Origin of the sequence: Desulfovibrio piger (genome assembly GCF_012843875.1) — a bacterium.
GTDB lineage: Bacteria > Desulfobacterota > Desulfovibrionia > Desulfovibrionales > Desulfovibrionaceae > Desulfovibrio.
The window spans coordinates 1-23,369 of the sequence record NZ_JABAFY010000008.1; the positions used below are offsets into that span (position 1 = coordinate 1).

At 60.6% G+C, this 23,369-nt stretch carries 14 protein-coding genes, 1 tRNA gene and 1 riboswitch; of the genes, 9 read left to right on the plus strand and 6 right to left on the minus strand.

Annotated features, from left to right (window positions below; translation table 11 throughout):
• Positions 1-197: transposase (locus HF854_RS03415; RefSeq protein WP_168935017.1), on the minus strand; the 197-nt coding region annotated here is incomplete at its 3' end.
• A 764-nt stretch (positions 198-961) separates the two neighbouring features.
• Positions 962-1,037 (minus strand) — tRNA-Ala (locus HF854_RS03425).
• Positions 1,038-1,253: 216 nt separating this feature from the next.
• Here HF854_RS03425 and HF854_RS03430 point away from each other — a divergent pair.
• A complete protein-coding gene (locus HF854_RS03430; protein ID WP_168935018.1) occupies positions 1,254-2,120 on the plus strand; it encodes a competence protein CoiA in 867 nt (288 codons plus the stop codon).
• Positions 2,121-2,199: 79 nt separating this feature from the next.
• Here HF854_RS03430 and hypF read toward each other — a convergent pair whose 3' ends face one another.
• Complete coding sequence (gene hypF, locus HF854_RS03435) at positions 2,200-4,734, minus strand: carbamoyltransferase HypF (protein WP_168935019.1); 2,535 nt, start codon at positions 4,732-4,734, stop codon at positions 2,200-2,202.
• A gap of 133 nt (positions 4,735-4,867) precedes the next feature.
• Here hypF and HF854_RS03440 point away from each other — a divergent pair, with 133 nt between their 5' ends.
• Both HF854_RS03440 and HF854_RS03445 read left to right on the plus strand, forming a co-directional pair.
• Positions 4,868-5,440: a cupin domain-containing protein gene (locus HF854_RS03440; protein ID WP_168935020.1), complete on the plus strand. Its 573-nt coding sequence runs from the start codon at positions 4,868-4,870 to the stop codon at positions 5,438-5,440.
• Positions 5,441-5,508: 68 nt separating this feature from the next.
• Positions 5,509-7,209 carry an AMP-binding protein gene (locus tag HF854_RS03445; RefSeq protein ID WP_168935021.1) on the plus strand — a complete coding sequence of 567 codons (1,701 nt, stop codon included), beginning with the start codon at positions 5,509-5,511 and terminating at the stop codon, positions 7,207-7,209.
• Positions 7,210-7,287: 78 nt separating this feature from the next.
• On the opposite strand, the gene thrC is transcribed toward HF854_RS03445, so the two are convergent.
• Positions 7,288-8,697, minus strand: coding sequence for a threonine synthase (thrC, locus tag HF854_RS03450; protein ID WP_205906021.1), 1,410 nt, complete (start codon positions 8,695-8,697; stop codon positions 7,288-7,290).
• A 498-nt stretch (positions 8,698-9,195) separates the two neighbouring features.
• A complete protein-coding gene (locus HF854_RS03455; protein WP_168935023.1) occupies positions 9,196-10,374 on the minus strand; it encodes a pyridoxal phosphate-dependent aminotransferase in 1,179 nt (392 codons plus the stop codon).
• 140 nt (positions 10,375-10,514) lie between these two features.
• Between HF854_RS03455 and sfsA the strand changes: the two genes are divergently transcribed.
• Together sfsA and HF854_RS03465 are read left to right on the plus strand one after the other, a co-directional pair.
• Positions 10,515-11,303 (plus strand): DNA/RNA nuclease SfsA, encoded by a 789-nt coding sequence (sfsA, locus tag HF854_RS03460; RefSeq protein ID WP_168935024.1) that lies wholly within the window; start codon positions 10,515-10,517, stop codon positions 11,301-11,303.
• Between the two features lie 294 nt (positions 11,304-11,597).
• Entirely contained in the window at positions 11,598-12,878 is a 1,281-nt protein-coding gene (locus HF854_RS03465) for a phenylacetate--CoA ligase (RefSeq protein WP_168935025.1), read from the plus strand.
• A 522-nt stretch (positions 12,879-13,400) separates the two neighbouring features.
• Here HF854_RS03465 and HF854_RS03470 read toward each other — a convergent pair.
• Entirely contained in the window at positions 13,401-14,288 is an 888-nt protein-coding gene (locus tag HF854_RS03470; protein WP_168935026.1) for a sirohydrochlorin cobaltochelatase, read from the minus strand.
• Between the two features lie 21 nt (positions 14,289-14,309).
• Positions 14,310-14,507, minus strand: a riboswitch (cobalamin riboswitch).
• Positions 14,508-15,149: 642 nt separating this feature from the next.
• Here HF854_RS03470 and HF854_RS03475 point away from each other — a divergent pair.
• The 4 genes from HF854_RS03475 to HF854_RS03490 all read left to right on the plus strand — a co-directional run bounded on the left by HF854_RS03475 (position 15,150) and on the right by HF854_RS03490 (position 23,318).
• Positions 15,150-16,022, plus strand: a complete 873-nt coding sequence (locus HF854_RS03475) for an SAM-dependent methyltransferase (protein ID WP_168935087.1) — start codon at positions 15,150-15,152, stop codon at positions 16,020-16,022.
• Positions 16,023-16,377: 355 nt separating this feature from the next.
• Positions 16,378-18,081 carry a 30S ribosomal protein S1 gene (locus HF854_RS03480; protein ID WP_168935027.1) on the plus strand — a complete coding sequence of 568 codons (1,704 nt, stop codon included), beginning with the start codon at positions 16,378-16,380 and terminating at the stop codon, positions 18,079-18,081.
• A 221-nt stretch (positions 18,082-18,302) separates the two neighbouring features.
• Entirely contained in the window at positions 18,303-20,303 is a 2,001-nt protein-coding gene (locus HF854_RS03485; RefSeq protein WP_168935028.1) for an AsmA family protein, read from the plus strand.
• Between the two features lie 321 nt (positions 20,304-20,624).
• On the plus strand, positions 20,625-23,318 hold the full coding sequence (locus tag HF854_RS03490; RefSeq protein ID WP_168935029.1) for a DNA methyltransferase: 2,694 nt from the start codon (positions 20,625-20,627) through the stop codon (positions 23,316-23,318).
• The last annotated feature ends 51 nt before the right edge of the window (positions 23,319-23,369 follow it).

Below are 23,369 nucleotides of genomic sequence, written 5' to 3' on the forward strand. Positions count from 1 at the left end.
GAACATCCAGAACGTATGAGATAGCGCAACGCATTGATGATCTCACGCAGGTCTGTTTTGCGCCTCCGACCTTCTCCGGAAGCAGGGGGCAGGAGAGGACGTACAAGCGCCCATTCTTTGTCCGTCAGATCGCTGGGGTACCGTTTGACAGTCTTCGCGAGTTTTTGCTGCCGCGCACAGTCTTTTTTTGTCCACATGCCTTCTTGTAACTATAAAAGCTGAAGTTTCCAAACACGCTCTGAGGTCGTATTCATACAGATGACGGCCGCTTTCTTCGCCCACCCAGGAGCACATCCACACGGTCTTCTTGACCGGGTCCACGGTGATGCCGGAGACTTCTTCCTGGCCGGACTTGGGCTCGAACTTGAACGTGCGCTTGAATTTCAGGGTGTTGGCGTCATGGATGGCGATCTGGATGTCCTTGCCCACGCCGTCCATGAAGTTTTCGGCGCCCACATAGATCTCGCCGTTGTAGACGTCGATGTCACCGATGTGGTTGGAGGGGATGGAGTAGCCTTCGAAGGGATTTTTGTTCTCGGCCACCAGTTTGCCGTTCATGTCGTACTTGTACAGGGCCTTGCTGCAGCTCACATAGATGAACTTGCCGTCGCAGGCCACGCCCTGGCGGCCGGCCACGGGCATGACGCTTTTCAGGGTGTAGGTGTACTTGGCACCGGGAAGGGGCTTGGCCTGGGCGGCGGGCAGGGCCACGCACAGAGCGCAAAGCATTGCCAGGGAAGCGAACAAACCTTTCATCTCATCTTCCTCCTTCTTTGGACCGGGTCATTGACGGTCCTTTTTCCCCTAGTAGCGCGCTAAGAGAAAAAGGCAACGGGGGAAGACGGGCTCCGTGAAAATGTCACAGAATGACACAATGGCGTCATGTGGCGGGGGTGAGAAAAACGGCGGGAGCCGAAAACGAAAAAAGGGTCTGCGTTTCCGCAAACCCTGATTTCCTTTTTGGTGGAGCTGAGGAGAATTGAACTCCTGACCTCTTGAATGCCATTCAAGCGCTCTCCCAACTGAGCTACAGCCCCTCGGCAGAAATGCATACTGCCCAAAAAGGCCCTGGCTGTCAACGAAAAAATCAAAAAAAGTGATTTTTCTTTTTTATCATTAAAATACAGCTGGTTAAAAAATCGTAACTTGCCTCCTGATAATCCTTGCAATGAGCGGTGCTCTCTTGCCGATAGGGGGAGGCTTCGCTACGCTGTCTAGTAAGAATCTTTAGTCTGCTACCTTATGGAGGCCATATGCGCTTTGCTCTGGTGAATGGTCAGAGACGTACAGCGGAAAAGGGGCTGACAGGTATCTGTCCTGCGTGTGGTGGGCCTGTCTTGGCCAAATGCGGGGAAAAGAAATCCCATCACTGGGCGCATAAACGACAATGCTCTGATACTTGGGCCACAGGAAAGGAGACGGACTGGCACCTTGGCTGGAAAAACTGTTTTCCAGAAGCATGGCAGGAGCGTATTCTGAAGGATGTACAGAGTGGTGAGAAGCATATCGCCGATATCCTGACAGAGCACAATCTTGTACTTGAATTCCAGCATTCTCCTATCGACCCTGAAGAGCGGCGGGCGCGAGAATATTTTTATTCCCAAGATGGCAGGCGGATGGCTTGGGTCGTGGACTGTACACAGCATCAACGGGATCTTAAGCGATGTAAATCATATATTGAGGATTATCATATAAATATATCTAGACCAAGCATTGTATCATCTCCTGATGAATTTTTTCCATCAAAATGGATTCCAATTTCATTTGTTCCTATTGTTCTTGATATAGGCTGGTTTCTAGATATACATGATAATAATGGGGTTTGTTATTACGTTATGCCGTGTTTATTTGTGTTTAAATTTGAAGAAAAATACTATTGCGGGTGTAAATTATTTTTTAAGGATGAATTTATTGAACTGGCGAAGGATGGGAAATTACTATGTGAAATTGAGTCTAATATAAAATTTCTCATTGGCACTATCAAGGCGCGTCGTGCTGCAAGTAGAATGTCATATAGGTTAGGTTATTATTTAGTAGATAGTCGACGCTATCCATATATAAAGAAATCTTATAGAGGAAATGGGCGACGCAAGATAGGTGGTCGTTCCCGTAGGCGCTGACTCCTCCCATCGCTACTGTGCCATAACAAACAAAGCCCCCTGAATATCAGGGGGCTTGAGTTTTTTTGAAGACATTTTCTCACATCTCCGACGCCATTCCGGCTCGCAAACAGGCCTGTGCCCAGGCGGCCTGCCCCAGAGAGATGCCGCCGTCACCGGGCGGCACTTCCTGCTGGCACAAGGGGGTGAGGCCGTGCGCCGCGAGCAGCAGCGGCAGCAGGCGGGCCAGCAGGGCGTTCTGCATGACGCCGCCGGAAAGGCCCACCACGCGCACGCCCGTGGCCCCGGCAGCCCTGGCGGCCAGGGCCGTGAAGCCCTGCGCCAGCTGCCAGTGGAAACGGGCGGCCAGATCTTCCACGGGCAGGCGGTCGCGCCGGGCCAGCACGGCGGCGAACAGGGCCGTGCCGTCCAGTTGCCAAAGGCCGTCCTCTTCCGTCAGGGGCAGGGCGGGCAGCAGCTCGTGCTCCGGCTGCGGGGCCCGCAGCTCTTCCGCCCCCATGCACCACCATTGTCCCGGCAGGGCGCTGCGGGCGGCGGCGTCTTTCAGACGGATGGCGGCCTGTCCTTCATAGGTGATGTGCGTACACAGGCCCAGCGCGGCGGATACGGCATCGAACAGGCGCCCGGCGCTGGACGTGGGCGGGCAGTTGAGGCCCCGGCGCCACATCTCGCTGACCGCCGTGACGGCCATGGCCTGCGGCGCACGGCGGACATCGTCCCCGTCGTCAGCGCAGTCCGCCCAGATCCCGGTCAGGGCTTCGGGGGCCAGACCGCTCTGCAGGGCCAGGCCCAGGGCGATGCGCCAGGGCTCGCGGATGGCGGCCTCTCCGCCGGGCAGATGGAAGGGCGCCAGACGACCCAGACGCTGCCAGCGGGGCGCATCCAGTTCCATGAACAGCAGCTCTCCGCCCCAGATGCTCTTGTCCGTGCCCAGGCCGGTGCCGTCCAGCGTCAGGGCCAGGGCCGGGCCGGTGTGGCCGTGCTCGGTGAGCACGGAGGCCGCGTGCGCGGCATGGTGCTGCAGATGCCAGAGGGGCAGGCCCTCGCGCCGGGCCAGTTCCGTGGCATGGCGGGTGGAGAGGAAATCCGGGTGCAGGTCGCAGACCACGGCGGCGGGCCGCACCTCCAGCAGATCCTGCAGGTGGCGGGCCACTTCCTCATAAAAACCGAAGGTGGGGGCGTTCTCCAGATCGCCCACATGCTGGCTGACGAAGGCCTCGTTGCCGCGCGTCAGGCAGAGCGTGGCCTTGAGCTCGCCGCCCGTGCCCAGCACGCAGGGCAGATCCGTGCCCCAGGCTTCGGGCAGCATCACCGGGCGGGGCACATAGCCGCGTGCCCGGCGGTAGAAAAAGGGCGCCGCGGCGGGTTTTTCCCCGTCGGCGGGCAGGGGACGCACACCGGCCACGCTGTCGTCCACGCGCACCAGGATGTCACGGTCGTGCAGCAGCCAGGCATCGGCCAGATGCGCCAGACGGCGCAGGGCCTCGCGGTTGCCCAGGCAGATGGGCTCGCCGCTGGCATTGGCCGAGGTCATGACCAGCACGGGCGCGGGCTCTCCGGCCGTAGCGGTCAGGCGGACAAGCTCGTCGAAAAGGACGGCATGCAGGGGCGTGTAAGGCAGCATGAGGCCGATACCGGCGGTATCCGGCGCGATGGCGGGGGGCAGGCAGCCCTTGCGGGCCGGGCAGAGCACGATGGGCTTTTCCGGGCAAAGCAGCAGGGCCTCGTGTTCCGGGGCAAGGTCGCACAGCTCCCGTGCCGTGGCCAGATCCGGCACCATCAGGGCCAGCGGCTTGTGCGGGCGCCGCTTGCGCAGGCGCAGCAGGGCCACGCTGCGGGCGGAGCGGGCGTCACAGGCCAGCTGGAAGCCGCCCAGGCCCTTGAGGGCCAGCAGGTGGCCCTCCCGCAGCAGGGCGGCCGCCCGTGCCACGGCATCCCGCATGGATGCTTCCGACGGCAGGGTCTCCGGGCCGGGCCAGTTTGCCGGGGCGCTGTCCGGGGGCAGGGTGCCGCCGGGCGGGAGCAGCGGGTTGTCCACCAGCCACAGGCGCGGCCCGCATTGCGGGCAGGCCACGGGCTGGGCATGGAAACGGCGGTCCAGAGGGTCGCGGTATTCGGCCTCGCAGCGGGGGCAGAAGGGGAAGCAGGCCATGCTGGTGGTGGCGCGGTCGTAGGGGATGGACCGGGTGATGGTGTAGCGCGGCCCGCAGTTGGTGCAATTGGTGAAGGCATAGCCGAAGCGCGGATTGCCGGGCGTGTGCATGTCGCGCAGGCAGTCCTCGCAGATGCCCACATCGGGGCTGACCAGCACGCTGTGGCCGGCATGGCCGTGGCTGGCCACGATGACGAATTCCGTCTCGCCGTCCACGGGGGGCAGCTCCGTGATTTCCAGCCGGGTGAGCCGGGCCAGGGGCGGCAGCTCCCGGCGCAGACGCACGGCAAAGGTATCCACCTGTTCCGGGGGCCCCTGCACCTCGATGCGCACCCCGTCCGAAGTGTTGCCCACGCTGCCGGAAAGGCCGCCTTCCACGGCCAGCCTGTAGATGAAGGGGCGGAAGCCCACGCCCTGGACCTGTCCTGCGGCCAGCAAGGCCGTACGTTTGTGCTGTATCATGGGACGAGCCTAGCGTTTTTTCGACGTTTGCGCTACGCACGGACTGCCGCCTTGCGGGGCCATAAGACTTTATGATATTTTTCAGAACACTTTTTACCCTTGGTTTTTCTGCACAGTGTAACAGGAGACAGACATGGCCGGAAAAAGCAGTGTCGGAAAGCGCATCCGCACGTTCCGCGAGGAAAGGAACGTGGATCTTGAGACCCTCTCACAGAATACGGGACTGACCGTCAATTTTCTGGAACGCATGGAAAATGACGAGATATATCCCACCATCGGCCCCCTGCAGAAGGTGGCCCGCTCGCTGGGCGTCCGTCTGGGCACCTTCCTGGACGACCAGTTCACCCGCGATCCCATCATTTCCCGCATGGACCAGCTGGGCAGCGTGGACCCCGCCATGCACACCGGCCGCACCCCCCGTTCCAGCTACATCTATCAGGCGTTGGGCAAGGGCAAGAGCGACCGCAACATGGAGCCTTTTTTCATCGAGATCTATCCCGACAAGGACGACGAAAGGAAGACCATCTCGCATCAGGGCGAGGAATTCATCCTGGTACTCAAGGGCGAGCTGATGGTGGTCTACGGCCGCGAGACCTATTACCTGAAGGCCGGCGAGACCATCTATTACAACTCCATCGTGCCCCATTACGTGGGCGCGCACGGCGACGACCCGGCCCAGCTGCTGGCTGTGACCTACACGCCGTAGTCTCCCGTCGTTCCCCTGCCCTTTTGCGTACACAGCCCGCGCTCCCGCGCGGTATATGAGGATGATCCATGGACGAGAAAGTGCGCCAGCGCCAAGCGCTGTTCGAACTGCGTGAAAAGACCCTTGGCCAGATCCTGGACGAGACGGTGGCCCGCATCCCCGACAAGGAAGCCATCGTCTATGCCGACCGCAACTACCGCCAGACCTGGCGCGAGTTTGCCGATACCGTCGATCTGTTCGCCAAAGGACTCATGGCGCTAGGCGTGCAAAAAGGGGAAAAGGTGGCCGTCTGGGCCAGCAACGTGCCCTACTGGGTGACCTTGCAGTTCGCCACGGCCAAGATCGGGGCCATCCTGATCACGGTCAACACCAACTATCGCGAACACGAGCTCGAATACCTGCTCAACCAGTCGGAGTGCGAGAACATCTTCATCATGGACAGCCTGCGCGACCATGATTACATCGACACGCTCTACACTCTGGCCCCCGAGCTGCGCTACCAGAGCCGCGACCGGCTCAGCTTCGCGCGCCTGCCGCATCTGCGGCGCGTCTGTTTCCTGGGCGCGGAGAAGCATCGCGGCATGTATTCCGTGCCCGAGATCCTGTCCATGTCCGTCATGACCGATGATGCCGAGTACCAGGCCCGGCAGGACAGCCTGGACCCCTGGGACGCCATCAACATGCAGTATACCTCCGGCACCACGGGCTTCCCCAAGGGCGTCATGCTGACCCATGTGGGCGTGGGCCTCAACGGCTATTGGATCGGCCGCAACCAGCGCTTCACCGACGAGGACCGCGTCTGCCTGCCCGTGCCGCTCTTCCACTGCTTCGGCTGCGTGCTGGGGGTCTCGGCCTGCGTCAACCACGGGGCCTGCATGGTCATCCTCGAAGCCTACAACCCCCTGCATGTGCTGGCCGCCGTGGACAGCGAGCGCTGCACGGCCCTGTACGGCGTGCCCACCATGTTCCTGGCCGAACTGGAGCACAAGATGTTCAAGCGCTTCGACGTCTCCAGCCTGCGCACGGGCATCATGGCCGGTTCCGTCTGCCCCGAGCCGCTCATGCGGCGCGTGGTGGAAGACATGTACATGAAGGACATCACCATCTGTTACGGCCTGACCGAGGGCTCGCCGGTGATGACCCAGTCCGACCCCGACGACCCCCTGCACCTGCGCTGCGAGACCGTGGGCTGCGCCATGCCCGGCATCGAGGTGCGCATCGGCGACCCCGAGACCTGCGAGGAACTGCCGCGCGGCGAAGTGGGCGAGATCCTGTGCCGCGGCTACAACGTCATGAAGGGCTACTACAATATGCCCGAAGAGACGGCCCGCACCATCAGCCCTGACGGCTGGCTGCATTCCGGCGACCTGGGCACCATGGACGAGGACGGCTACGTGCGCGTCACCGGCCGCATCAAGGACATGATCATCCGCGGCGGCGAGAACGTCTACCCGCGCGAGATCGAGGAATTCCTCATGGGCATGCCCGGCGTGCTGGACATCCAGGTGGTGGCCGTGCCCAGCCGCAAATATGGCGAGGAAGTGGGCGCCTTCATCATCGCCCGGCCCGACGTGCCCGTGGCACCCGAAGACGTGCGCGCCTTCTGCCGCGGCAAGATCGCCTGGTACAAGATCCCGCGCTACATCGCCGTGGTGGACGGCTTCCCCCTGACCGCCAGCGGCAAGATCCAGAAATTCAAGCTGCGCGAGATGGCCGCCGAGCGCTGGCCCGAAGCCATGGCCGAGCCGGACTCCAAGACCGCCAAATAGCGCACATCTGTCTGCCATGAAAAAAGCCCCTTTCCCGTCGGGAAAGGGGCTTTTGACGTTTTGCGGAGGAGCCGGAGGCTACTTGCGGCTCAGGCCCAGGCGGGCCACCACGGCATCGGCGCCCATGCGGGCGAAGGTGGCCACGTCCTTGCCTTCGCGGGCGCTTTCGGGCAGCAGCAGTTCGGGCTTGTTGGAAAGCTCGGCCTGGGGCTTGACGCCGTAGGCTTCGGGGAAGCTGTCGTTGAAGTACATGTCCTGGAAGCCGGAGAACTTGAGGGCGTGGGCCGTGGCGTCCAGCACGGCGTGCTCGTCATCGCCCACCAGGCCCAGCGCACGGGCGTTGACCAGACCGGCCAGGCATTCGCCGCCCTGGGTGCAGGCGATGTGGCCGTGACGGTTGGCCACGATCATGGCGTCCATGATCTGCTGTTCGGTCACCTGCACCACCTGGAAGGCCTTTTCGCCGCCCTTTTCGATGAACTTTTCGGCCAGGCGCTGCACACGCGGGAAGGAGACCGGGTTGCCGATCATGGCGGCCTGGGCCACGCTGGGGGTGACGGTCACGGGCTGCCACACGCGGGCGTCCTTGGGCGCGGCATAGTAGCGGTACACGGGGTCGGCGTGTTCGCTCTGCACGCCGAAGACGCGCGGCAGGCTGGTGATGATGCCCAGTTCCAGCATCTTGAGGAAGCCGGACATGACGGCCGTGATGTTGCCCGCGTTGCCGATGGGCACGAAGATGCACAGGCCGGACAAGTCCCAGCCGTACCACTGGGCCACTTCATAGGCGTAGGATTCCTGGCCCAGGATGCGCCAGCTGTTCTTGGAGTTGAGCAGGGCCACGCGGTAATTCTCGGCCAGATGCTCCACCACCTTCATGCAGTCGTCGAACACGCCGGGCAGTTCCAGCACCGTGGCACCGCTGCCCAGGGGCTGGGAGAGCTGCTGCGGGGTCACCTTGCCGTGGGGCAGCAGCACCACGCTCTTGAGGGGCGCGCCCACATAGGAGGCGTACAGGGCCGCGGCGGCGGAGGTATCACCGGTGGAGGCGCAGACGGTCAGCACCTCGTCCCACTGGTGGCGGCGGCAGAGCCATTTCAGATAGCTGAACGCACAGGCCATGCCGCGGTCCTTGAAGGAGGCGCTGGGGTTCTGGCCGTCGTTCTTGTAGGCAAAGGGCACGCCCACACGGTCGCGCAGGGCCGGAGCGGCTTCCACGATGGGGGTCAGGCCTTCGCCCAGGTAGACGATGTCTTCCTCGTCCAGCAGGGGCGCCAGCAGTTCATAATAACGGAAGATGCCGCGCAGGGCCGTGCTGCGGGTGGAGGCACGGCGGTCGAAGATCTCGCGCCATTCCGCGCCGCTGCGCTGTTTCAGTTCGTCGAACTTGGTGTTTTCCAGCAGGAACACGCCGCCGCAGGACGGGCAGGTGTAGAGCAGGCTGTCACCGGGGTAACGCTGGCCGCAGTGCAGGCACACATATTCCATCTGACCGCGATAGGCGGGAAAATCACTCTGGCACACGGGATAATCTCCTTGCAGGGACAGGATGAGGAAAGGAGTTTTTTACCATCCTCTCCCGTGACTTGTCGAGAGGGCAGGCAGGGACGGGGGAGGAGCAGGCGGCGTTTTTCCGGGGGAGGGGAGGCCCTTTTGCCCATGCGAAAAGGGCCTCCCCTCCCCCGGGCCCCCACCCCACCCCAAACGCATTTTATCCGGGTGGATGGCGGCCGGCGTGGCATGATGGCCGTGCCCCGCTGCCGGTCCCCCGGCAGGAAGGGCAAAAGAGTCTGGCCGGTATGAAAAATGAAAACGGAGGAGCTCCTGCAGGAGCCCCTCCATTGAGGGATGGCTGCTCCCGCTTGGCGGGTCAGCTGGGCATTCATCGGAGCGCTTTTTATGGGAAGGAAATTTCCTTTCCAATAAAGCGCGCTGGGGAAGGGGAGTTTGAGGGAAGGGGTTCCCCCTCCCCTCAAGAAACATCCTCTACCGCAGCTGGGACAGGGCGTCGCCGATGCGCTGCAGGGCGTCGCGCAGGGTGTCGTCGCTGACGGCGTAGGAGAAGCGGATGCAGTTGTCGTCACCGAAGGCGGCGCCGGGCACCACGGCCACGCGGGCCTTGTCCAGCAGCCAGGTGCAGAGCTCGGTGGAGTTCTTGACCGTGCCGCCGAAGCACTTGCGCACATCCACGAACAGGTAGAAGGCGCCGTCCGGACAGGGGCAGGAGGCGAAGTCCCAGCCGTTGATGATGTCCATGGCCAGGTCGCGGCGACGCTGGAAGGCGTTGCGCATCTCGCCCAGGAAATCCAGGGGACCGGTAAGGCCGGCCAGGGCGGCCTTTTGCGAGATGGAGCAGATGTTGGACGTGCAGTGGCCCTGCATGCTGGACATCTTTTTGATGATCTCGGGATGGGCCACCACATAGCCCACGCGCCAGCCGGTCATGGCAAAGCTCTTGGAAACGCCGTTAAGGATGGCCACCTTTTCGGGATTCTTGGCAAAGTGGTGCACGGCGCTGGCCATCTTGGCCGGAGCGAAGACCAGCTGGTCATAGATCTCGTCGGTCAGCACGTAGACGTCGCGGCTGTCGGCCCAGTCCAGGATGGCGGCCAGTTCTTCGGCATTGTAGACGGCACCAGTGGGGTTGCTGGGCGTGTTGAGCACCAGCAGCTTGGTCTTGTCGGTGCACTTGGCGTCCAGCATCTCGGGCGTGACCTTGAAGCCCTGTTCCAGCGAGGCCTGCACGATGACGGGCACGCCGCCGGCCAGCTGGATGGTATAGGGATAGCTGACCCAGTAGGGGGCGGGCAGCAGCACTTCGTCACCGGGGTTGATGGAGGCCTGCATGAAGTTGTACAGGGCATGCTTGCCGCCGGCGGAAACGATGGTGCATTCGGGGGCGATGTCCTCGCCGTAGAATTTTTTGAAGTAACCGCCCACCGCGGCCCGCAGCTCCGGGATGCCGGGCACGGCCGTGTAGCGGCAGAAATTGGCGTCGATGGCGGCCTTGGCGGCCTCACAGATATGCTTGGGGGTGGGGAAGTCCGGCTCGCCCACGGCCAGGCTGGTGACTTGTATGCCCTGGGCCCGCAACTCCATGGCGCGGGTGTTGACGCTGAGGGTCAGCGAGGGCTTCATGGTGCGCACACGTTCGGAAATCTGCATAGGGTGCTCCTTGCCTGGAATAGGAGTGGCCGGACTGCGGCGCGCCCGCTCCGGTCACGGCGCAATAGCGTATCAGGTTCATATCTGACTGTAAACGAGGGCCCCTCCCCGCGGCCCTGTGTCCCTTTTAAGGATGATCCATGGAAAAAACACCGTTGCTGCCCCTTCCCCAAGGCTGTGTGGTGGGGCGTTTCATCAGGCGTTACAAGCGCTTCAGTGTGGAGATGCTGCTGGACGGGCAGAACGTCTGGGTCCATAGCAACAATTCCGGCAGCATGCTGGGCCTGACCCTGGCCGGAGCCCCGCTGCTGGCCTCGCCCGCGGCCAATCCGGCGCGCAAGCTGCCCTACACGCAGGAGGCCGTCTGGCTGGCCGAGCGGGCCGTACCGCCCCTGTCCGGCGGGGAGGAAGGCGCGGATGGCTCCGCCCTGGGCCGTGGCTTTTGGGTGGGCGTCAACACCAGCGTGCCCAACCGCATGATAGAGGTTGCCTTCCATGCCGGGCGGCTGGCCTTTGCCGCCGGATACACGCAATGCCGCCGGGAGGCCAAACGCGGCGAGAGCCGCCTGGATGCCTGCCTCACCGGGCCGGATCTGCCGCCGCTGTGGGTGGAATGCAAGAACGTGACCATGGTGGAAGACGGCGTGGCCTGCTTTCCCGATGCGGCCACGGAGCGCGGTCAGAAGCATCTGCGCGAGCTCATGGACATCGTGCGCTGCGGCGAACGCGCGGCCATGTTCTATCTGGTACAGCGCCCGGACGGCCATTGCTTCGGCCCGGCGGACGTGGTGGACCCCGCCTATGCGGCCCTGTTCTATAAGGCGATGGATGCCGGGGTGGAGATCTATCCCTACCGCGCCTCGGTGAGCCCTGCCGGTATCGAGCTGGAAGGCCTGCTGCCCGTGGCGCCCCGTCCCGCCGGACTGTGATGTCCTCCTGTTGGGGGGAATGTGATGCGGAGGGGCGCGGGGCCATTTTCATAGGGCACCCCACAGCGCGTGAGCGCCTCTTCCCCACGCCTGTTCTCTCCCTGTTGCCCATTGGGACAAAAACGCGCACAATGACGGGCGGCAAACTGTGGCGGGCGCATCGGCCGTTCCCGGCCGGAAAGGGATTCGCCGTTTGCCGCTCCGGCACAGGCGGATACCGCCTTGCGGCGATGTGTCCCGGCGGCCCCCTGTGGCCCCTGTTGCCACGGTCCATGCTCTCAAGGAGACAGTTCCATGACTCACCGTTTCATCCCCCGGCTTTCTCCCGAAGAGATCGCCCGCCAGCAGCTGGAAGGCCTGCGCTTCACCGTGCGCCAGGCTTTCAAGTCCCCCCAGTACCGCAAACGTCTGGAAGCCTGTGGCGTCACGCCTGACGACATCACCTCGCTGGACGATCTGCGCCGTCTGCCCACCGTGGACGTGGAAGACCTGCGCGAAGGCTATCCCCTGCCCCTGCTCTGCGTGCCCGAAGAGGAAGTGGTGCGCATCCATGCCTCCAGCGGCACCACGGGCAAGCGCAAGATCCTGGCCTACACGGCCAATGACGTGAATAATTTTACCTTGCAGATGGCCCGTTGCTACGAGATGGCTGGCCTGACCCCCATGGACCGCATGCAGGTGGCCGTGGGCTATGGCCTGTGGACGGCCGGTGCGGGCTTCCAGCTGGGCAGCGAGCGCTTCGGCATGCTCACCATCCCCGTGGGCCCCGGCAACCTGGAGATGCATCTGCAGCTCCTGCGCGACATGGGCTCCACCTGTTTCGGCGCCACGGCCTCCATGGCCCTGCTGCTGGCCGAAGAAGTGGAGCGCGCCGGTATCCGCAACAAGCTCAAGCTGCGCAAGGTCATCTGCGGCTCGGAGATCCGCAGCGAAAAGATGCGTCTGGCCATCGAGAGCAAGCTGGGGCTGGAAAGCAGCTATGACATCGCGGGCATGACCGAGATGTACGGCCCCGGTACGGCCATCGACTGCGACGAGCACAACGGCCTGCACTACTGGGCCGACATGTTCATCATCGAGATCCTCGATCCCGAGACCCTGCAGCCCGTGCCCGAAGGCGAAGTGGGCGAGATGGTGGTCACCAGCCTGCGCAAGGAGGCCGTGCCCCTGCTGCGCTACCGCACCCACGACCTGTCCCGCCTGCTGCCCGGCGACTGCCCCTGCGGCCTCAGCATGCCCCGCCATGACCGCATCCTCGGCCGCTCCGACGACATGATCATCTACCGCGGCGTCAACATCTACCCCGGCCAGATCATGGACGTTATCGGCGCCTTCCCCGAACTGGGCGGCGAATATCATGTGGAACTGACCCGCGACGACCGCTCGCTGGACCACATGACCCTGACCGTGGAACGCGCCCAGGGCGCCACCTCCGGCGGCGATGCCCAGCTGGTGGCCGCGCTGGAACAGCGTCTGCACAAGTCCCTGCTGGCCCGCGTGGCCGTGAAGCTCGCCGACCACGCCAGCCTGCCCCGTACCTTCAGCAAGTCCAAGCGCGTCACCGACCTGCGCTAGGGCGGTGGTTGTTTTTTGAGGGGGGAAGGGGGCCCTTTTTGAAAAAAGGTCGCCCCTTCCCCCCTCAAGCTCCCCCCATCCCTCCCAAAAACTTTTGTCCTGATCAGTGACGGTCCGCCTGACCACGGCGGGCTTTCTTCGTGCGTCCGTCCCCAGGGCGCGCGGAAGAAGGGGACAGTAAGCGGGCCGGGGAGATATGATTGTTTTTTCATGGGAAGGGAACGGCCAGGAACTTCGATACACGGTCGCCCAGTGTGGGGCACCTAAAAAAGCCAATAGAAAAGGACGCCATGCGTGGCGTCCTTTTCTATTGGCTGAATCTATGATCCTCGCGTCTGCGACCGTCTGGCTGGCGGGGCTGCGGGCTGCCTGTCCTGTGCCGGATGCCTTGCCCTCTCAGACAGCGACGGGGACCATCCGACCGGACCGGAGAAAAAGTTTTAGGGGGGAAGAGGGGTTCCAAGGGGAGAAGGGGGACCCTTTTCCAAAAGAGGCCCCGTCTCCCCTTGGCAGCATCTTGTCTTACTGCTTCAGCAGATCGTCCTGGCTGTCGCGGGCATGGCGCACGAAGACGGCGCGCACGCCGGGCAGCTCGCCCAGACCGGTGAGTACGGGGCGGGGGGTGAGGCCCAGGGCGCGGATCTGCGAGGCCCAGGAATCGGACTCGTCACCGGCCAGGTCGTTGCGGGCATGGTCCCCGGCCACCACCATGAAGGGCTGGAGCCAGATGACGGACGCGCGGCTGGTCTTGATGGCGGCAAGCACCTGGTCGAAACCGCGCGAGCCTTCCACCGTGGCCAGCACGGCCAGGTTGTCGGCATCGGCCAGGGTGGCGCGCATGCCTTCGATGATCATGTCGCCCCGGCCGTGGCTCTGGCCATGGCCCATGAGGGCCAGCAACTCGCCGGACTTGCGCTTGCCTTCGGTGGCGCCGAGGACGGCGCGGCAGACATCTTCGGCATCCTGCCGGGATTCCAGCAGCGGGCGGCCCAGATAGACGGCCTTGAATCTGTCGGGATGGCGGACCAGCCAGCTGACGAGCAGGCGCTCCATCTCGCTGAATTCCTCCCCGGCCACCACATGCAGGGACTGGACGCGCACCACGTCCACCTTTTGCCGGGCCAGCTCTTCCAGACCGGCGGCCACGTCACCGATGTGCACGCCCTTCTTTTCCAGCTTGGCCCGGATGATGCTGGAGGTATAGGCCCAGATCACGGGGCTGTGGGGGAAGGCGGCCTTGAATTCCTTGTCGATGGCGGTCAGGGCGGGCTGGGCCTCGGGCACGCTGGTGCCGAAGGCCACCAGCAGCAGCCCTTCCTTCTGGGCCGCCAGGGCAGGCAGGGCCAGGCAGAGGGTGAGCAGCAGGGCCAGCAGCGTGGAGCGCAGGGATGTTGTGGGGATGCGACGCATGGAACCTCCTCAATGACGCGTTGAAAGGTTAGGGATGGAGCGGGTATTCGGACTTGAGGGAATGGGGAGGCATGCCTCCGGGCCTTTGCTTCGCCTTCACCGTGACGGCTGGCTGTCGTGGCGTGTCGCCAAAGAAGCTCCGTACCCTCTTACCGCAGCGCGACTGTTTCCGATTTGCACGGAATTCCCCGCATGGATGCGCCATCAGAAACGGTTTGGAGCACAAAAGTCAAGCCGGGCGGAAAAGTAAAAGCCTGCGCTGTCCGGGAGATGCGGGGGGAAGGCTCCTTTTGTCCGGCCGTTGCGTCACGGGCGGCGCTGGTCCGCGAGGGGAGGACGGCCCTGCTTTTTTTCGCCGCTCGGGCCATCCCCGTCGCCGAAGGAGGCTGGCGGACGCTTGGCCTTGTCCGGGCTTTGGGCTATGCTGATCACATGAGTACGCACAGTCGATCATTTCCCGCGCCCCGTCGTGGCGCCCTCCATGAGGAGCAGGCCCCGCAGGAAGCCGACAGGGAAGAGAAAAAACGTTCAGCGCCCCGCCGTCGCAGCGGGGGCAAGGCCAGCCCGGAGCAGGGCGCGGACAGGCAAGGCCCGTCCCGCCGTTCCGGGCGTCGTGTTTCCGGGGAGCCGGCAGCGCAGGCTCCCGCCCGGGCCAAAACGGGCCGGGGCAAGAAGGCGGAACAGCCGGAACATGCCGCCGGGGAGGCCCATGCCCTGCCCCGCTGGCGGCAGGAGCGCCGGGAACAGCGGCGCGAGGCCCGGCAGCAGGAGCAGGTGCTCCTGGCCCGTCGCTGGCCCGACCTGCCCCGTTCGGCCCTGCCCAAAGAAGATTTCAGCGTGCAGGTGGCGGCGCGTGACTACATGCAGCCCCTGCTGGAAGAGCTGGGGGACCGCGTCATCACCGTGCGTGGCCGTCTGGTGCTGGCCAGAGGCACGGAGCCCGCGGCCTGGGCCCAGAACGTCTGGACGGAACCGCGCTGGATCCCCATCACCTCCATCGGCAGCGGGGCACGGCAGCTCTCGACCCTGCAGCGCAACTGGCGGGCGCACATCCCCACCCTTGGCGGACATGTGCGGCGTCTGCGCCTTATGCAGGAGCAGCTGCCCTACGTGGCGGCACGGCCCCTGCACTTCGGCACGCCCACCCCGTCCGCACCGCTGGGGGCCTTCACCCTGTGGGAAAAAGACCTGATGCTGGCCTCGCCGTGCACCACCTCGCCCTTTGCCGACGGGGAAGTGCAGTTCGTGGAGAACCGCGAGGACCCGCCGGGCCGCGCCTACCTCAAGCTGTGGGAAGTCTTCACCCTGACCGGGCGCACGCCCGCGCCGGGGGAACTGTGCATCGACCTGGGCGCCGCACCGGGCGGCTGGACCTGGGTGCTGGGGCGGCTGGGCTGCCGCGTGTTCAGCGTGGACAAGGCCGAGCTGGCGCCCCAGGTGGCGGCCATGCCCGGCGTCAACCACTGCCTGGGCAGCGGCTTCGGCCTTGAGCCGCGCCATGTGGGCCAGGTGGACTGGCTGTTCTCGGACATGATCTGCTACCCCGACCGCCTGCTGGAGACCGTGCAGGAATGGCTGGCGGCCGATGCCTGCCGCAACGTGGTCTGCACGCTCAAGTTCCAGGCCCAGACCGACCACGAGACGGCGCGGGCCTTCGCGGCCATCCCGGGCGGCCGTCTGCTGCATCTTTCCTGCAACAAGCACGAGCTGACCTTCGTGAAGCTGGCCGACTAGACCATCCTTTCCATCGCCATGATGCGGGCATGCCGTCGCCGGACGGTGTGCCCGCTTTGCGTTTTTCCGGTCATCGCAAGGGCGGGAGGCGGAGCCCTTGCCGTCCAGGCTCTGCAGGACGGCAGCCTTGCGGTGCCGCGCCTTCCTTTTTCTTTTCAGGAACCATTGTCAGGAATGGGGAGCTCTTTTCCCTGTCCTTTCACGACGTTCCGTTCGCCGCCCATGGCGTGGAAAGGGCCGTTCCGCGTGCCCTGACACGTGTCCGGGCCATTTTCGCCTTGTGCTTTGCCTTTCCTTTTGCTATTTTCTTTCACCCCCGTACAGGGGACAAATTATGTTTGGAGGCATGTCAAGCATGGCAGACAAGGAAACCGGGCACGAAAACGAAATGAGTTTCGAAAGCGCCCTTGAAAACTATCTCAATCCCGACTTCGGCGACCTCGAAGAAGGCTCTATCACCAAGGGCGAGATCGTTCGCGTGGATGACGACAATGTTCTGGTGGACGTGAACTTCAAGTCCGAAGGCCAGATCCCGGCCAGCGAGTTCCGTGACGCCGCCGGCAACATGACCGTCAGCGTGGGCGACCGTGTGGATGTCTACGTCGTTCGCAAGAACGAAATGGAAGGCACCATCACGCTGTCCTTTGAGAAGGCCAAGCGCATGCAGGTCTTTGACCAGCTCGAAGACGTGCAGGAAAACAACCGGGTCATCAAGGGCCACATCGTGCGTCGCATCAAGGGCGGCTACACCGTGGACATCGGCGGGGTTGAAGCTTTTCTGCCTGGCTCGCATGTGGACCTGCGTCCCGTGCCCGACATGGACGCTCTGGTCAACCAGGAATTCGAATTCCGCGTGCTGAAGATCAACCGCCGCCGCAGCAACGTGATCGTTTCCCGCCGCGTGCTGCTGGAAGAAGAGCGTGATTCCAAGCGTCAGGATCTGCTGCGCACCCTGGAAGAAGGCCAGATCGTGCACGGCAAGGCCAAGAACATCACCGAATACGGCGTGTTCGTGGACCTGGGCGGTCTGGACGGCCTGCTGCACATCACCGACATGAGCTGGAAGCGCATCCGCCATCCCAAGGAAATGATCACCATGGGTCAGGACCTGACCCTGAAGGTGCTCTCCTTCGACCGCGAGAACAACAAGGTCTCCCTGGGCCTCAAGCAGCTGGTGCCCGATCCGTGGCAGGACATCTCCGCCCGCTTCCCCGAAGGTGCCAAGTGCACCGGCAAGGTCACCAACCTGGTGGACTACGGTGCGTTCGTGGAACTGGAACCCGGCGTGGAAGGCCTGGTGCACATCTCCGAAATGTCCTGGACCCGCAAGCTGCGTCATCCTTCCCAGATGGTGCACACCGGTGACGAAGTCGAAGTCGTCATCCTGGGTGTGGACGGCGAGAAGAAGCGCATCAGCCTGGGCATGAAGCAGGTCCGTCCCAATCCCTGGGAACTGGTGGCCGAAAAGTATCCTGAAGGCACCATCCTCGAAGGCGTCATCAAGAACATCACCGAATTCGGTATGTTCATCGGTATCGAAGACGGCATCGACGGCCTCATCCACGTGTCCGACATCAGCTGGACCAAGAAGGTGCGTCATCCCAACGAGATCTACAAGGTGGGCGACACCGTGCAGGCCAAGGTGCTGACCGTTGACCAGGAAAACGAAAAGTTCACCCTGGGCATCAAGCAGCTGGTCGATGATCCGTGGGGCCACGTGCCCAGCACCTACCCCGTGGGCTGCACCGTGAAGGGCGTGGTGACCAACATCACCGACTTCGGTCTGTTCGTGGAAGTGGAAGAAGGCATCGAAGGTCTGGTGCACGTTTCCGAACTTTCCAGCAAGAAGATCAAGAGCCCTGCCGAGCTCTACAAGGAAGGTCAGGAAATCCAGGCCAAGGTCATCCACGTGAGCGCCGAAGAACGCCGCCTGGGTCTGTCCATCAAGCAGATCAAGGACGACGAAGACCGCCGCAAGCCCAAAGAATTCCACGCTGGTCCCCAGGAAGCCGGTCAGAGCCTCGGCGACCTGCTGAAGGCCGCTCAGGAAAACAACTAGTCCTCACGGACCGGTTTGCGAATATGAAGGGGGAGCCGCAAGGCTCCCCCTTTTTGCGTCCGCAAGGCAGGGCGGAGGAACGGCAGGCCATCCTTGGGGCCCATCCTTTTTCCCGGGCAGGGAGCCCGCGGCAGCGGCGGCCCGGCTTGCCTCGGGACTGGCGATGCCCTACACTTGTCCTGTAGCCCGACCACAGGACAGACAGGCCATCGGAGGCGGATATGAAGCGCGTACTTTGCTGGATCGGAGGTATCGTTCTGGTACTGGCGGCGGTACTGGCCATAGTGATCAGTCAGCTGGATACCGAATTCATCAGCGGCCAGATCTCGGCCGCGGTGGAAAAAGCCACGGGCACGCCCGTGCGCTTCGCCAGCCCGCCCGAGCTTTCCCTGCTGCCCCCCGGGGCCAAATTCACCGCCGTCAGCTGGGACGGCGTGCAGGACGGGCAGGGCATGCGCTTCACGGCCAAGGGCGGCGAGGCCCATCTGGAGCTGGAACCGCTGCTGCACGGGGAGCTGGTCATCGGCGAAGTCCGTCTGGACAGCCCCTCGCTGAGTCTGCTGCTGCCGGAAGGCAAGGCCGCCGCGCCTGCGGATGCGGCCTCCGGCAATGCCGCCGGCAACAAGCCCGGCAGCGAAGTGCTCCTGCCGCTGGAGCTGGGCCGCCTGACCCTGAGCAAGGGCAGCCTGCATGTGGAGAAGGGCAGCGAGCGCTACGACCTGCGCGACATCAACCTTTCTGTAGAGAACCTGCGCAACGGTCAGGACGCCGTCCTGCGCTGCGATTTCACCTATGATCTGCTCACCGCCGGGCGCACGCTGGCCGGGACCCTGGCCCTGGATGCCCAGGCCGGGCTCTTCGGCATGGCCCCGCGTGTGCAGAACCTTTCCCTGACCATCACACCTTCCCGCCGGGGCCTCCTGCCCGCGGGCCTCGGGCCCGTGCAATTGCAGGGCGATGCCTCGCTGGATACGGCGGCCCGGCAGCTGCATCTGTCCCGCCTGAGCCTTTCCGTGCCGCACGGCCGCGTGGGCCTCACCGGTACGCTGGGGCTGGACGGCCCGGCCTTCACGGGCTCCGTCCTGCTGGAAGGCGCACTGCGCAAGCTGGCCTCGGCCCTGGGCGTGCAGCTCAAGCCCCATGCGCAGGACGCCCTGCTGTTCAAGGGCTCCGTGACCTGGGAAGGCGACACGCTGGCGCTTTCCCAGTGTAAGGGCAAGCTGGACGCCACGCCCCTGCGGGCGGAACTGCGCCTGCACTTCCGGGACGTGCTCGCCATGGAAGGTTCCCTGAGCCTGGGCAAGCTGCAACTGGACGAATATCTGCCCCTGCCCGAAAGCGGCAAGGACGCGGGAACGGCCAAGGGCAAGGAAGGCAAGGCCGTGGCGGCCGCGGACAAGGAAAGCGCCACCAGCTGGCCCACCATCAACATGCGCCTGGCCATGTCGTCCCTGGGCTGGAAGAAGATGCATCTGCGTGACATCTCCCTGGCTCTGAGCGGCAGCAAGGGCGATTACCGCCTGACCTCCTTCCAGGGCGTGCTGGAAAGCGGCGGCCGCCTGTCCGCCGGCGGCCGTGCCGACCTCCGGAACCGCAAGTATGCGCTGGATCTGGATGCGGCCGAAGTGGCCCTGGGCCCCCTGCAGGAATCCCTGGAAAAGCCCCGCTCCGTGGAAGGTCTGGCGGCCCTCAAGGCCTCCTGCACCACGAGCGGCACAGGCGCCGACGCCATGATGGCCGCCCTTTCCGGTTCGGGAGACCTGCGGCTGCGCAACATGCATATCCCGGCCCTGACCTCCCTGCTGCATTCGGTGCCCGGCCCCAAGGGCGCTGTTTCCGATACCTTCGAGCAGGTGCATGTGCCCTTCGTGCTGCGCAAGGGCGAAGCCGACCTGGCGCCCATGACGGCCACCTCGCCCAAGCTCCAGGCCAGGGGCCAGGCCCACGCCAGCCTGCCGCGCCAGCACCTCAAGGGCACGGCCACCATCACCACGCTGGGCCTGAACATCCCCGTGAACTACGAAGGGCCCTTCGATAACCTTTCGTTCTCGCTGGATTCCAAGTTCGCGCTGGACGCGGTCAAGGGCCTCGGCAGCAATCTGCTGGAAGGCGGCAAGAAGGCGGGCAGCGCGGCCGGTGATACGGCCCGCGGCGCGGGCAACAGCATCGGCGGTGCCGTGCGTGACGCCGGCGGCGCCATCCGGGGGCTGTTGGGCCGTTAGGAAGGAAAGCGTTTTGCGGGAAGGGCTCCTTGCGTTGCTGTTGATCCCGCAAGTTTTTTATTGTTGAGGGGGGACCCCCTCATCTCTGCTGTCGATGCCCGTAGCTTCCTGCGTCGCAACGGGCACGGCCCTGCGGGCCGCCATCCGGTCGCTACTCGCGCGAGAGGGGTTCCCCCCTCAAACTCCCCCTCCCCAGCGCGCTTTATTTTGGAGGATAAAGAAATTATAGCCCGTTAGATTGTAATTGTTTATTTATTATTATGTATAAAGTTGTGTTCATATACTGAAAAATAAAAAACAAGCCTACTAAAGAGAGTAAGAATGTATTTATCATGGGAATCTATACAAGCAAACGCAATTTCATTTGCCAAGCGCTGGGAAGATGCTACTAGTGAGGAAGCTCAAGCACAATCTTTTACTATAGATTTTCTTAGGGTTTTTGGTGTTGATGATCCTGAAAAAATTGGTAATTTTGAGTATAAAGTTCCCCTTGATGATGGTCATGTTGGATATATTGATTATTTTTGGAAAAAGAAAATAGCTATTGAAATGAAGTCGTTTGGTAAAGACTTACGCAAAGCATACAGGCAACTTAAAGAGTATGTTGTTCATCTTCCTGATAATGAAATTCCTGATTTGCTAATGGTGTGTGATTTTGCAACTATTATTTTATACAGACGCACGACAGGAGAGCGATTTTCTTTTAAAACAAAGGAATTACGCAAGCATATCAAGAGATTTTCCGATATTGCAGGTTATGAAACAACACGAATTTATAAAAATCAGATTGCAGTAAATGTAAAAGCTGCGGAAAAAATGGCGAAACTTCATGATGCTCTGAAAGAATATGGTTACGAAGGGCATGCTCTTGAAGTCTATCTTGTTCGCCTTCTCTTCTGCTTATTTGCAGATGATACGGGGATTTTTCCTGAAAATAGCTTTACAAACTATATTGAAAATTCAAAAGATGATGGTTCAGACCTGTCTTTACGTTTAGAACAACTTTTTGAAATTTTAAATTGTCCTGATGAAATTCGTAAAAAACGTAAGCTTCTTCCAAAAAATCTTTTGCAGTTTCGTTATATAAATGGAGGGTTGTTTAAAGAAACATTACCTTTGGCAGATTTTAATGGGAAAATGCGTCAGATTCTCTTGGATTGCTGTAACTTTGACTGGAATAAAATTTCACCAGCTATTTTTGGGGCTATGTTCCAGGGGGTAATGGATAAAAAGACACGTCGAAAGTTTGGCGCGCACTATACCAGTGAAGAAAATATCCTGAAGCTTATCAAACCATTATTCATGGATGAATTATGGAATGAATTTGAGCAGGTAAAAGCTATCCCCGCACAGCTGGACGCCTTTCATGACAAAATAGCTTCATTAAAATTTCTAGATCCTGCCTGCGGTTGCGGAAACTTTCTTATCATAACTTACAGGGAACTGCGTCTATTGGAGTTGGAAGTTCTGAGGATGAAAATCAATACTGCTCAGAGGCTCTTAGATGTTTCCTCCATGCTTAAGGTCAATGTAAGCCAGTTCTATGGCATTGAGTATGAAGATTTCCCTTGTCAGATTGCCCAAGTTGGCATGTGGCTTATGGATCATCAAATGAATCTGCTCGTTGCGGATCAATTCGGAACGTACTATGTCCGGCTACCGTTAAAGCAGAGTGCCACTATTGTTCACGATAATGCCCTGCGTATAGATTGGAATAAGGTAGTGCTCACAGAGGAGCTTTCCTATATTCTTGGAAATCCTCCTTTTGTCGGAGCACGTATTATGAGCACTGAACAAAAGGCAGATTTGCGTCATGTCTTTGGAAGTGTGAAGAATGTGGGAAATCTTGACTATGTATGTTGCTGGTATAAGAAAGCTGTAGGTGTTATGCAGAAAAATAGAAATATTGCTACAGCTTTTGTGTCAACTAATTCAATTTCTCAAGGGGAACAGGTCTCAATTTTATGGAAGCCTTTTTTTGAAAAAGGTGTATTTATTAATTTTGCATATAGAACTTTTAAGTGGAATAATGAGGCAAAGGGAAAAGCTGCTGTTCATTGTGTGATTATTGGATTTGGAATGATAGCAAACAATGATAAATTTATTGTAGATGGAGATATATGTTCGCATGTAGAAAATATTAACGGTTATCTTGTTGGTGCTCAAAATATTTGTATAGGAAGCCGTAGAAAACCGCTATGTGATGTTCCCAAAATAGGTATAGGGAATAAGCCAATTGATGGTGGCTATTATCTTTTTACAGAGGATGAAAAAAATAGTTTTATTGCTAAAGAGCCTGCATCTAAAGAATATTTTAAAAAATGGGTAGGTTCTGATGAATTTATTAATGGTAAAATCCGTTACTGTTTATGGCTTGGAGATTGTGAACCAGCTGATTTGAAAAATATGCCTGAATGTCTCAAACGGGTTGAAGCTGTACGGAAATATCGCCTTGCAAGTAAGAGTAGGCCAACACGAAAACTTGCGGACAAGCCGCGACGTTTTCATGTAGAAAATATGCCAAAAGAAGACTATATTGTTATTCCTAAGGTCTCATCTGAGAGTAGATACTATATCCCAATTGGACTTCTTTCGGCGAATACAATATCAAGTGATTTGTTATTTATTATTCAAAGTAAATCACTATATGACTTCGGTATTTTAACGTCTGCCGTGCATAATTGTTGGATGCGAAGCATCGCTGGTCGCTTGAAAAGCGACTATCGTTATTCTAAAGAGATTGTATACAATAATTTCCCCTGGCCGGAAGCGAATAAGAAACAGCAGGAAAAAATAGCCAAACTGGCCCAGGCTGTACTTGATGCCCGTAAGCAATTCCCCGGTAGTTCCCTCGCAGATCTTTATGATCCACGAACTATGCCTCCCGTGCTACTCGAAGCCCATCAGAATTTGGATAGAGGGGTCATGCGACTGTATGGATTCTCTGCCCGTATGACTGACTCTGCTATTGTAGCGAAACTTTTTGAACTATATCAAAATATTGTAATGAAATAACATAATGTAAAAGGCCTCTTTCCCGCAGGGGAAAGAGGCCTTTTGCTGTCG